9 protein-coding genes are annotated in these 12,514 nt (G+C 40.2%); 4 read left to right on the top strand and 5 right to left on the bottom strand.

Going from position 1 to position 12,514, the window contains the following annotated elements:
* Positions 1–36: 36 nt before the first annotated feature.
* Positions 37–1,647, bottom strand: coding sequence for a protein adenylyltransferase SelO (locus AC2SLT_RS11560; protein ID WP_486547802.1), 1,611 nt, complete (start codon positions 1,645–1,647; stop codon positions 37–39).
* Positions 1,648–2,089: 442 nt separating this feature from the next.
* Positions 2,090–3,562 carry an acyl-CoA desaturase gene (locus AC2SLT_RS11555; RefSeq protein WP_486547801.1) on the bottom strand — a complete coding sequence of 491 codons (1,473 nt, stop codon included), beginning with the start codon at positions 3,560–3,562 and terminating at the stop codon, positions 2,090–2,092.
* 530 nt (positions 3,563–4,092) lie between these two features.
* On the opposite strand from AC2SLT_RS11555, the gene AC2SLT_RS11550 reads away from it, so the two are divergent.
* From AC2SLT_RS11550 to AC2SLT_RS11535, 4 genes are all read left to right on the top strand, one after another.
* Complete coding sequence (locus AC2SLT_RS11550; RefSeq protein WP_486547800.1) at positions 4,093–5,424, top strand: enoyl-CoA hydratase/isomerase family protein; 1,332 nt, start codon at positions 4,093–4,095, stop codon at positions 5,422–5,424.
* A gap of 522 nt (positions 5,425–5,946) precedes the next feature.
* Entirely contained in the window at positions 5,947–7,170 is a 1,224-nt protein-coding gene (locus AC2SLT_RS11545; RefSeq protein WP_486547799.1) for an alanine racemase, read from the top strand.
* Positions 7,158–8,492 (top strand): D-arabinono-1,4-lactone oxidase, encoded by a 1,335-nt coding sequence (locus AC2SLT_RS11540; protein WP_486547798.1) that lies wholly within the window; start codon positions 7,158–7,160, stop codon positions 8,490–8,492. The genes AC2SLT_RS11545 and AC2SLT_RS11540 overlap by 13 nt, the downstream gene beginning before the upstream one ends.
* Before the next feature lie 138 nt (positions 8,493–8,630).
* Positions 8,631–9,731 carry a WG repeat-containing protein gene (locus tag AC2SLT_RS11535; RefSeq protein ID WP_486547797.1) on the top strand — a complete coding sequence of 367 codons (1,101 nt, stop codon included), beginning with the start codon at positions 8,631–8,633 and terminating at the stop codon, positions 9,729–9,731.
* Positions 9,732–9,861: 130 nt separating this feature from the next.
* Here AC2SLT_RS11535 and AC2SLT_RS11530 read toward each other — a convergent pair whose 3' ends face one another.
* The 3 genes from AC2SLT_RS11530 to AC2SLT_RS11520 form a co-directional block, all read right to left on the bottom strand.
* Positions 9,862–10,491 (bottom strand): glutathione S-transferase family protein, encoded by a 630-nt coding sequence (locus tag AC2SLT_RS11530; protein ID WP_486547796.1) that lies wholly within the window; start codon positions 10,489–10,491, stop codon positions 9,862–9,864.
* A gap of 10 nt (positions 10,492–10,501) precedes the next feature.
* A complete protein-coding gene (locus tag AC2SLT_RS11525; RefSeq protein WP_486547795.1) occupies positions 10,502–11,179 on the bottom strand; it encodes a type 1 glutamine amidotransferase domain-containing protein in 678 nt (225 codons plus the stop codon).
* A 192-nt stretch (positions 11,180–11,371) separates the two neighbouring features.
* Entirely contained in the window at positions 11,372–12,421 is a 1,050-nt protein-coding gene (locus tag AC2SLT_RS11520; RefSeq protein WP_486547794.1) for an NADP-dependent oxidoreductase, read from the bottom strand.
* Between the last annotated feature and the right edge of the window lie 93 nt (positions 12,422–12,514).

Raw genomic sequence — 12,514 nt, 5'->3', positions numbered from 1 at the left:
GACAATATAGCGGTTACTGTATGAAATAGTAGGGCATCAAGATGAACAACTAATGACGATTGGTTTAGCATCGGCATCAGGTGGCGTTATATCTGCTTTGATAGCGATATCTTGAACCTCATAAGGCGTTTTAAGCAAATCAAACAATCTATCGACTTCTGAAAAATCACCTGTCTCAGCTTTGTCAATAGCACGCTGTGCCATTGCATTTCTTAAAATATAGACGGGGTTAGAGGATTGAAGAGTTTTAATAATATCTTCAACAGAGGCAGTAGCGGTTGATTTGTTTTTATTGGCTAAAAGGGTATCGATATGGGTTGAATAGGTTTGTTGCCACTGCTGCCAAACTTGCAATTGTTCATTATCAAGTTCACTTTCCAATCGTTGTAAAAGCTGTAACTCGTAAGGATGATCATCTGGTTGCAATATAGCAATTAGTGCTCTAAAACTATTAGTATAGTCTAATTTATTTTGTTCGATAATCTCTAAGAGCTCAAAAGCAAGCTTTAAGGTGGTATTAATGTTTGATGAGAGGTCTACAGACACGTCATCAGGAATATCTTCAGATAACAGCCCTACACCCTCTTCAGAGGCCATAAATTCCCATGGTAAGCCAAGCTTACGACAAATCCCCTGTTGATAGTGGCGCATAAATTCAGCTTCATAACTGGCCAAACAAGTGGCGAGCGTTTCACGCGATATAGTCTCTTTTTTACCCTCAAATATTGCTTTGCCTGAGAGCTGCATAAAATGCATCATCCAAATATTTAAGTTCCAATGACCAATAGCAGGTTGGTTTTGATAGGTATAGCGACCCGTATAATCTGAATGGTTATTGATCCATGCAGGATCAAATCTTTCTAAAAACCCAAAGGGTCCATAATCTAAAGTTGCACCAGTTATAGATAGATTATCCGTATTCATCACCCCATGTGCAAAGCCAATAAGTTGCCAATCAGCAATCATCTTTGCCGTATTACTGATAACTTTAGTTATAAAATCTGTGACTGGTGTATCAGAGGTGGTTAATTCAGGATAGTAGGTTTCAATCATATATTTTGTAAAGCTGGCGAGCAGGTCAGGTGCAAAGCTTGCAATCCACTCAATATGACCGAGTCTCACATGACTGTCAGCAACCCTCATTAGAGCAGCACCTTTCTCCATCGTTTCACGACGCACATTGGTATCTGACGTAATGAATCCTAAAGAGTTTGATGAGCGGTAGCCTAGTGATGACATGGCATGACCGCACAAATACTCTCGTATGGTACTACGTAAGACAGCGCGACCGTCACCCATGCGAGAGTAGGGAGTAAGCCCAGCGCCTTTAAGGTGCAAATCTGTCATTTTGCCGTCCTTATTGATCACTTGAGCCATCAATAAACCACGACCATCACCCAGTTGCCCTGCCCATTGTCCAAACTGATGACCAGCATAGGCCATAGCTAATGGCTCAAAGCCCTCAGGAACATATTTTCCAGCCAAAATTTCAACCCAATGTTCCATGAGATCGGGATTACTATCCCAACCCAATTCAGATGCCACAATTGGATTGAAATGCCCGGCCTTAGGATTGTTTAAAGGCGTAGCCGGTTGTTTGTTAAACAGGCGAGGATCTAATGTGGCATAACTGTTATTAAAATGCATAGTGTCTTTTTTATTGAAGAGAGTTATTGATGAATGTTAATAATTAGCTTTAATAATTAGCGTTAATAATTAGTATAAATAATTAATGTCGAGAAGGATGGTCAGTCTATTGGATAAATTAAAATCTGTTTGATCATTCGAGTTTATTTGGAATTTAACATTTAGAGCTTTAGACCTTATTTTAAGACTTATTGTAACAAACTATGGTCTTTAAAATTGTGGTGTGAGTGTTGCGGATATAATGACAATCCGATTTTAAAACGACACAACATTACTAGGGCGTCACGAGTACTCATTAAATTGTGACGCTTTGAGTCAACACTTTGATAGTCATAAAAAAACCCTTCACTGTTGTGAAGGGTTGGAGACAGTTGGTAAAATTTGTAAGATTAGCAAAAATAGATATTGTCGCCAAGGTATTAAAGTCTGCAGGATCACATTCTTACAAGGTTTTAAGACCTATAGTGCGAAATGCCTGCTTTAAATTAGTATTATGGCTATTAATTCGCTTTGAAATAATCTTGTACTGATCTTTAAGTTGTTCATCGACATCATGCAAACGCTCAGAAAATTCAGCTTTTTTCATCTGCACGGCTTTGGTTTTAAGAGCTTGCCATTGTTTGACAGTCTCGTCAAATAACTGATACTCAAAATGGATACGGTCCGTAAAGTTTTGAAACTGACGAGATAAATTAAAGTCACTCACCAGTCCGCTTTCATCTGTTATTGAGTTGATTTTATTTTGGGCGTTTTTAAATTGCATCTCAACCTCAGCATGCTTGATTTTCATGTCATCAACCACCCGTAGATCTGATGCCAGTCCAACTTTTGCCAACAGCGCAATTAACCATTTAGTGGGATCATACTGCCACCATTTCACCCCATTACGATAATCATATTGGAAGAAATGATGATAGTTATGATAGCCTTCCCCCCAAGTTGGTATCGCTAAGATGAAGTTGTCACGTGCAGTATTACTATCCGTATAAGGACGAGTACCATACATATGACATAAGGAGTTGATAAAGAAGGTTAAATGATGGTTTATCACTAAACGAACCAGACCCGCGAAAAGCAAGGTTGCCCATACATCACCTATTAGCCAACCAATGGCACCAATAAGTCCAACGTTCGCCACGACAACCCAAATGCCATAATATTTATGCTGAATCTGTAGGAGTTTATCTTTGGTTAAATCTGGAATATTTTTATAGTCAAAATCGCCACTAGGATAATTGCGTAACATCCAACCAATGTGACTAAACCAAAACCCTCGCTTAGCAGAATAAGGATCATCAATAGGATTATCAACATATCGATGATGAGTGCGATGACCTGAACACCAATCAAAAGCAGAACCTTGAACTGCTAGCGTGGCACCTACTAAGAAAAAGTTTCGAACTGCAGGATGGGCTTTGTAAGCACGATGTGACATCAGTCGATGGTAGCCTGCCGTGATACTCAAGCCCGTCCATATTGCCACAGCACCGGTTACCATCCAAACAGGCTTACTGACTGTGTGAGTGGCTAAATACCAGGGCGCGAGAATTGCTGCAGCTATAGGAGTGGCAACCAATACTGTCGCAGGTATCCAGTTTATAGGGGCATTTCTAAAGGCAAGCTCTTTTAATAAAGCATCACCAGCGGCGTCTTCACTGTGAACAGATTCACCATCTGATACAGCCGTCTTTCCACCAAGATTAAGGTTTGGCTGATAGTTTAATTTTTTAGTATGTGTTGTACTTGAAGTCGAAAGGATGTTTGGGTCTCTGTTGAACAGCTCATCGAGAGGCAAAGCGTTTACAATAGAGTTTATAAGTCGTTTGCTACCTAATAAAATAGAATCGATACTAGACGCCGACAAATGATTTTTAAGAGGGGTCTTATTGAAAAGGTTGATTTTGCTGAAGTGCATATTATAAGCGTTCCTTGCGAATAAAAATTAAGGCGGAGTATAGATGACAATAAACGTCAAAAGCAATCACATTAGATACTATAGAAAAATTAAAACTATAACGGCTAAAACTGAGTTAATGCATAATGATTAATAAATAGTTTAATCAAGTATTATAATCATATAATCAACCTATATAAGCCGGTATTAGTTAGTATTAAAAAATTAAGACACCTAACATAAGACACCTAACAAATGGACTAAATTAATAAAATAGAGTAATTAGACTTAATAATAAGTAGCATACCTTAAAAGAATACGAAAGTGAACAGCTATTCACTAAGAATTAGGCTTAACTACACTATCGACACTGTTTATTACACCAGTTAAACATCTAAAAAAATAATAGTAACAAAAGTACTGAATGACGAATCCTAAGCACTACATTCACTGATGACATAAATTGAAAATTAATTGCTTAATTTTGTTAACATTTTATTCTGATATGGTATATTCATTTACCAAATTATTTAGCTGGGGCAAGCGAAAATATGAAAAATGAACAAGAAGATTTAAAGATAATTAATGCGTTAGAATCAGAGATTGAAGTAAAAAGTAAAATGGGCACTAGCGACAACTTACAACACAAACCAATTAATAGTGATTCACAACCGCAAGCTAATAAAACGAATAATGACGAAGAGGTTTTATTTGAAGAAATCGATATTAAACATGATTTGAAAATAGGTTTGGTGGTACTAAATCGTGAGAAATCTTTGAATGCATTGACTACTAATATGTGCCGGCGAATGAGTGCCAGATTGACTCAATGGCAAGATGAAGCAAGCCTAGTCGCCGTTGTGATTCGGGGAGCAGGTGATCGGGCATTGTGCGCGGGTGGCGATATTAGACAGTTGTATGCCGCAAGACAGCAGTGGGATGGGGAAGGTATTGCGCCTCAAGAAGCGATAGAATTCTTTGACAATGAATACAACTTAGATACTCAAATGCACGAATACAATAAGCCTATCATTACTTGGGGTACGGGCATCGTGATGGGTGGTGGCATGGGTGTGCTAAGCAGCAGCAGTCACCGAATTGTGACTGAGACCACACGGGCGGCAATGCCTGAGGTGAATATTGGACTGTTTCCAGATGCAACTGGCAGTTGGTTTTTACAGCGATTTCCTGCCAAAACTGGTTTGTTTATGGGTTTAACGGGTGCAGATGCCAATGCCAATGATGCCCTGCTATGTAATTTAGCGGATTATAAAGCCAATAGCCAAGACTTTGATAAAATGCTTCAGCATCTATGCGAAGCAGAATGGCACAGTGCACTGCAACTAAATACTTCAAAACAAGATTGTGAAAATCTACAGTCTAAAAATAGCCTAAGCAGAGATTTGCATAAAATTGCGTCATCAGCACTAAATCAATTTAGTTTAATCTCGGCTAATGACACTCATTTTGCCCCAAGTAATGTAGCCAAATTCATGAAGCCCATTCAAAAGCTTATGAACTGTGGCGGACTTGATAAAATCGATGAGGTGATGCAGTCTGATACTGCGCTTAAAGAATTTTATCCAGAGTTTGCAGATAGTGAGTGGTTCCAAGCAGCGTTAGGTAATTATCGTTATGGCTGCCCAGTCACTAAGGCAATAACTTACGAGATGTACCAGCGCGCACATAATTTATCTCTAAGTGAAGTGATGGCGTTAGAGACCAATGTGGCGCTGCACTGTGTTAATTATCCCGACTTTAGTGAAGGTGTACGGGCATTGCTCATTGACAAGGATAGAAATCCAAACTGGAGCCGAAGTATGGCGGAGTGTTTAGATGAGGAAGGTCAGGCTTACATTCAACGTCATTTTGAAGATTTATAATATCTTTTAATGAGATAACCTATTCTTGATATGCTTAGTCAGGCTCCTTGAACCTACTATTTTTCGTGTTTGATTTGTCGGTTTTGACTTGCTTTCCTCGATAGGTTAATTTCTAGTTGTGGTATAACATGGTAATGGGCTTGTTATAATGCTGTAAGTTTATATCAAATGGTCTTAGGGCAGTAGCTGAACCTTAGAATGGAGATTTTGCTTCGCTACATCATACGCTACTTATTTTGTATATAATTTTGTACTTTTACAATTGTTGATTGCTTTTTTGGTTAAAACTTTTCTTACTGTTCATTATTTAAGATTAAGAGGTTACCCTTAAACTCATAATCTTATAACGACTGACAAATTTTATTTCTATTATCCATTCTCAACTCTTAACGTAGGCTGTGGCTTTAGCCCAGCATTTTTATTAAAGGTCTTGATTTGCTGGGCTAAAACCACCAGCCTACAATAAGTTTAAAAAAGTTGAGAACGGGGTATTTCTATTACTATCCATAAAAGGAAAGCAAAATGGATTTTGCCAATATTTACCCAGACCCAGTTGTGAGTGCTTGGCTAGATATGGATGCACTCGATCATAATATTCGATTGGTCAATCAAAAAACGCAGGCGGTGAACCTGCGTATCGCCACCAAATCAATACGCTCAATTGATGTCCTTAATTATATCAAAGCTAAAACACCAAATTTTATCGGGTTAATGTCCTATAGTGCAGCAGAGTCAGTATATTTGTTAGAAAATGGCTTTGACAATATCCTCTGTGCTTATCCTACCCTAGATATGTCAAATGTCGCCAAAACCATACCCTATACCAAGCAAAATGCCACCATGATTTGGATGGCAGATCGAATTGAGCATTTAAACGTATTAAGTGAGCTTGGTAAAAAACACGGCAGTACTATCAAAGTCTGTCTAGATATTAATATGTCTATGCCACTACCAAAGCTATATTTTGGGACTAAACGCTCGCAGCTACTCAAAAAAAATGACGTCAAAAAGCTCCTTAAGCAAGCCAAATCTTTGGCGGGTGTTAAAATTGTGGCAGTGATGGGTTATGAGGCACAAATTGCTGGATTGCCAGAGCAACTGCCCAATAAAACGTTGTTAGCCCCTGCAATACGACTATTAAAAAACCGCTCAAAAAAACAGGTCAGTCAACGGCGTGGGTCATTGGTCAATTGGATAACCAAACAAGGGTATCCATTGGAGATTGTCAATGGTGGGGGTAGCGGTAGTATGGACTTTACTAGCGCCCAGCCAGAAGTGACCGAGATCACAGTAGGTTCAGCGTATTATAAACCCGCTTACTTCGACTATATGGACAGTATGAGCGAATTTAAGCCGGCCGCAGGATTTATATTACCTGTGACTCGCCAACCTGAAAAAGGAGTGGTAACTTGTCACGGGGGAGGATTTATCGCATCAGGAGCTTCTGGTATTGATAAAGCGCCTGTGGTGCACTATCCAGCAGGTTTATCCATTTTGACTGATGAAGGTTTTGGGGAGGTACAAACGCCCTTGATGGTAGATGCTAAGCACTTTAATTCTGATAAAACGACAAGTAATAGACCAAGTATAGGCGATGTGGTGTGGTGTCGCCATGCAAAAGCAGGTGAGCTATGTGAGCATTTTAATGAGCTGATATGCTATCGAGACTCAAAGCCACAACATGAGGCAGAAGGCTTTGCCAGTGTTATGTCTACATATCGAGGAGAGGGAAAGTGTTTTCATTAAAACAATGGCAAGGTAATGCTAAATGGGAGAATTGGGTTGGGTATGTGACCGCTGAGCCTGAACAAAAATTAACCCCATCATCGGTAGAAGAGATACAGCAGATTATTAAGCAAGCTCGTGCAGATCATAAACGAGTACGTGTCACTGGCGCGGCGCACTCCTTTAGCGGCTGTGCAAAACCAGAAGAGATTGCAATAAGCTTGGACAGCATGCGCGGCTTAATATCAGTCGATAAAGACGCCAAAGAAGCGACGTTACATGCCGGTACTTATCTTTATGAAATCGGTGATGCCTTACGCGAACATGGTCTGGCATTAGAGAATATGGGAGATGTTCAGGCACAGACAATTGCTGGTGCGGTGAGTACTGCGACCCATGGTACAGGTATTACCCTAGGTTCTGTGGCAAATCAAGTGGTGGCATGGGAGTGGGTAGATGGTAAAGGAGAGCGACACACTCATCGCCGAGGAGACCCTAAAACCGATGAATTAGGCAATGCCTTACATGCCAGCTTAGGTATGCTTGGTATCTTTACAAAATTAACCCTTCGGGTAGTCAATCTGTACGGACTTAAAGAGTCAAATGAGCGCTTAGAGTTCGGTGAGGGGCTGGCAGGATTTCATGAGATGGCACGTAACCATCGGCATATGGAATGGTTTTTGTTTCCCGGTACTAATAAGCTTCAGCAAAAGACATTATCCGTGGTCGAGCCTAAACCAATGACACGCGGACAAAAAATTAAAGACCACTTTGACAGTATTGTCATGTTAAATGGTGCCTTTTATATGTTGTCTGAAATGGCAAGAATGAATCCTAAATTGACTAAAAAGGTCAGTCAAATTTCGGCTAGCTCGGTGCCTAACGCACATCGTGAAGGCTACAGTTATGAAGTGTTTCCCACACCGCGTGGGGTAAAGTTTAATGAGACAGAATACTTCATTAAACTGTCTGATTTTGACGCCTGTATCACCGAGGTCAATGAGCTTCTGCTCGCCGACAATAAAAACTCGCATTTCCCGATTGAGGTACGCACCCATAAAGGCGAGACGGGTATGTTAAGTCCGACGCAAGGTGAGGATTGTGCCGTCTTGTCGTTTCACGTTTATAAAGGTATGGACTGCGAGCCCTTATTTAACTGGGTATATGAATATATGAAAAAATGGCAGGGTAGGCCACACTGGGGTAAAGTCAATAAACATACCTGCGATGAGCTTCACACGTTATACCCTCAGCTTAAACGCTTTCTTGAGATTCGTGCAGACTACGACCCTGATAATGTGTTTATGAATACATGGCTCGATCAAAAGTTTTTAGCTCATTAAGCATTTTTTGTTTAAAATTAATGGCATATAGTAAAGTTTTCTGTTATTTTCAAAGTTAACTTCACTTTTATAACAATATCCCCTAAAAACATGATTTTTAAACTTTTAAATGTAAAACAGATTAATACTTTTAAAGTAGTGACTTTTTCTGTCAAACACTGGATTTTTAAGGGGCTTGCTATAGGCGCCACACTTAGCGTATTGAGTGCGCCTGCATATGCCTGTCAAATACCAAAAAGCTACTACTCAAATGTATTTTGTACTCCCAATAGTGGTTATTTTATAGCGTTAAAAGATTCTGGTCAGCCTGTTGCTCTCATTAATAAACAAGGTAGACGGGTGGCAGACTTGATGCGATATCAAGCCGTTGATGTTAATAAATTAAAAGACGGTTTGTTTCCGGTCCAAAGACTTGGAAAAGTGGGATACGTTAATACCTCTGGTACTGAAGTCATACCGCCAATTTATGACATTATTAAGAATGATAGTCAAACTAAGGGCTGGGCACGCGCTGTCAATAACAACCGAATTGTGGTTAAAAAGGGGGGTAAATTTGGGGTAATTGACACCAAAAACCGTGTGATCATTCCTTTTTCTACCAGTTATAAAACTATTAGCGATTACAATAGCAATCTGGCGAAGATTACCACCCAAAGCACGACTAAATGGGTGGATGTCAATGGGAATCCGGCAATCGACCCTGCGACACTTTCAGCATCTAAGCTGCCTGCAAACGCTGTTAATACTACTAAGCCTAAGGTTGAATCGAGCAGTCAAAACGCAGCTATTTCGAGCAATCAGACAACCTCCATACAAGCGGTAACAACACCTACTACAATGACCTCGATACCAGAGATACCACAATCAGTTTCAGGAGAGGTATGGCAACCAGAACAGCGTGACGGTAAATGGGGCTTTGTGAATAGACAAAGTGTGCCAATGATTACTTTCTCCTTTAATCAGGTAACCCCATTTTCAGAAGGATTAGCCGGAGTACGTTTACAGGACAAATGGGGGTTTGTTAATTTAGCAGGTGAGGTAGTGATACCGTTTGAATTTAATGAATCTGACGTTCAGCGCGATAAGATGGTGACCTACAAAGGCGTTCAGCCTTTTGTTTTTACTGGTGGAAAAGCGTGGGTGGCTAATACATCTAGCGGTCTGCCAATCTGTATCAATACAAAGGGTAAATATGTCGCTTGTGAGGATAATGCGTTAGTTTTGATTAGTCCTCATTAAGTAAGTACGAGATATCGATCTAAAAACTGAGTTTAACATTCATTTACGATTGAAAAACCTCTTTTAAAAAAATGATCAACAAAAGAACAGCTCACTTGAGCTGTTCTTTTGTATATAGAAGAATATTGGACTATTTTGAACTGTCGTACTTTGCTTCAAGTTCCATAGCACGCTGGAAGCTTGGTAGTGCTGATAAGCTTTCAACATACACTGCAATATTAGGGTAATCCTTCAACTGACCATGCTTATTTAACACGATAAGGTCAAATGACAACATAAAATCAGCTCCGCTTAGCTTATCGCCGACAATAAAAGACTTTCCTTGAAGGGTTTTATCAAGGTAGCTAAGCGTTTTCTTCATTTCTCTGCCGATATATTCTGATAAAAACTCATTATCATTGACGCCAGCTCTTTGCGTAAAGACCTGAAGAAGTAATGGCACCATCAGTGAACTTTCGGCAAATTCAATCCACTGTAGGTAATCTTCATAGTCAGGGGTGTCTAAGGCAGGACGTAAACTATAAGAGGCAAAGCGATTTATTAAAATCTGAGTGATAGCCGCAGACTCGGCAATGATACGTCCATCAAGTTCAATGACGGGTGACTTACCTAATGGATGAATCTGTTTCAAATTTTCAGGAGCTTGACTTGTCTTAGGATCCCGCTTGTAGCTTATGACTTCATAAGGCTGTCCGAGTTCTTCTAATAGCCATAATATGCGTAATGAGCGCGACTGATTAAGATGGTGTAATTTAATCATTTAAGGCTCCTTAAGACTGAAGTTTATGAATAAGTCTTTTGGCAACCTCTTCAGATGAAGCAGGGTTTTGACCAGTTACTAATAAGCCATCTTCTACGACGTATGACTGCCAGTCAGGTCCTCTTTCGTAAAGACCACCATTTTCTTTTAAAGCATCTTCTAGCAAGAAAGGAACAACATCAGTCAGACCAACCGCGTCTTCTTCAGTATTGCTAAAGCCCGTTACTTTCTTATCTTTTACTAAATACTCACCACCGACTTTTACATTTTTAAGTGCCGCAGGCGCATGGCAAACGAAGGCTACTGGCTTATCGGTATTTACAAAGTCTTCAATTAAGGAAATCGATTTTTTGTCAATAGCTAAGTCCCACATTGGTCCGTGGCCACCTGGGTAAAATACTGCATCATAATCAGCAGCGTTGATATCTGCTAGTTTATGAGTCGTCGCTAAAAGTTCCTGAGCGGCTTTATCTTCTTTAAACCGATCTGTAGATTCGGTTTGAGCATCTGCCGAATCACTGCTGGGATCAAGTGGGGGTTGACCACCAGCAGGTGACGCTAGCGTGATATCTACACCAGCATCTTTAAAGGCATAATAGGGAGCTGCAAACTCTTCTAGCCAAAAGCCAGTCTTCTTACCTGTATCTCCAAGACTATCATGAGACGTTAATACCATTAAAATTTTCATTATTTATCCTTTTATCCTTTGTGTGTATTGGTTTTGATTAGGTTGAAAGTGATAAGCATCTTTTTAGTGATGTCACTATGATTGTATAGTCGGCGAACTTATAAAGAGTTACGGCGTTAACCTCGTTAAGCCTACTGCAGTAGTAATTGCACTCGGTTGCCTTGTGACTACTTAAAAGTTCTTTGACTATATTTATTCAGGGTCAGCAACCTTAACCACTGTTTTACCAAAGTTATTACCCTCTAACATATCGGAAAAACCTTGAGGTGCATTATCTAACCCATCAATGATGTGTTCCTTGGTCTTAATTTTACCTTCTGAGACCAGTTGACCCATGGTTTGTAGAAATTGAGGGAAGTGGTCACCGTACTCTTCAAATATAATAAAGCCTTTAACGGTTAAGCGTTGTCTTAAAATCGTACTCATCAATAAGCTTAAGCGGTCCTTACCCTCTGGTAACTCAGTCTGATTATAATGAGCAGCAAGACCACAAACCGGAATACGCGCATGGGCGTTGAGTAGCGGCAATACAGCATCGAAGACACGGCCACCGACGTTTTCATAATAAATATCAATACCATCTGGGCAAGCTGCTGCTAGCTGCTCTTCAAAGTCATCGGCATAGTGATCGATACACTGATCAAAGCCTAACTCTTCAACCGCATATTTGCACTTATCTGCACCACCAGCGACACCGATGACCTTTAAATCATGCAATTTGCCCACTTGACCGACGGTGGCGCCCACTGGACCTGTCGCCGCTGCAACTACCAAGGTTTCACCTGCTTGAGGCTTACCGATATCCGTTAAACCCATATAGCCTGTAAATCCTGGCATACCCAGCACGCCCAAACCATATGAGGGATGGCACATGTCACTGGTCAGTTTATAGACGCCTTCGCCATCACTCACGCTATAATCCTGCCACCCTGAATAAGCAATGACAATATCGCCTTGTTTGAAATTGTCGAGATTTGACTCAACCACTTGTGACACGGTGGCCCCTAACATCACATCACCAATTTGCAATGGATCGGCATAGCTTTTAGCATCACTCATGCGACCTCTCATATAAGGGTCTAGTGACAAATAAAGGGTGCGTAGCAGCATTTCATTAGCCGCTGGGGTAGGAATATCAGCGCTTGATAGTTCAAAATTATCATCAGTGGGCTTACCATGAGGACGGCTGGCCAGTTTTATTTGACGGTTGCTGTCTTTTGACTGTGTGTTTGCAAATGTCATTTTTATAGTCCTAGTTCTCGTTAAAATGTTTACTATTACGAGTTGTAATAAGATTTATTATAAGAGGTGCTTTCTGATTTTAGGTCGGTTTTG

This window comes from Psychrobacter sp. CX18, from assembly GCF_057396215.1.
Note: the sequence above shows the minus strand (reverse complement) of the source record. Positions and strands in the feature narration are given on the sequence as shown.

What these genes read in the sequence shown, in the direction of transcription:
- AC2SLT_RS11560 (WP_486547802.1), bottom strand. Translation starts at nt 1,647, where the DNA reads ATGCATTTTAATAACAGTTATGCCACATTAGATCCTCGCCTGTTTAAC.
- AC2SLT_RS11555 (WP_486547801.1), bottom strand. Translation starts at nt 3,562, where the DNA reads ATGCACTTCAGCAAAATCAACCTTTTCAATAAGACCCCTCTTAAAAAT.
- AC2SLT_RS11550 (WP_486547800.1), top strand. Translation starts at nt 4,093, where the DNA reads ATGAAAAATGAACAAGAAGATTTAAAGATAATTAATGCGTTAGAATCA.
- AC2SLT_RS11545 (WP_486547799.1), top strand. Translation starts at nt 5,947, where the DNA reads ATGGATTTTGCCAATATTTACCCAGACCCAGTTGTGAGTGCTTGGCTA.
- AC2SLT_RS11530 (WP_486547796.1), bottom strand. Translation starts at nt 10,491, where the DNA reads ATGATTAAATTACACCATCTTAATCAGTCGCGCTCATTACGCATATTA.
- AC2SLT_RS11525 (WP_486547795.1), bottom strand. Translation starts at nt 11,179, where the DNA reads ATGAAAATTTTAATGGTATTAACGTCTCATGATAGTCTTGGAGATACA.
- AC2SLT_RS11520 (WP_486547794.1), bottom strand. Translation starts at nt 12,421, where the DNA reads ATGACATTTGCAAACACACAGTCAAAAGACAGCAACCGTCAAATAAAA.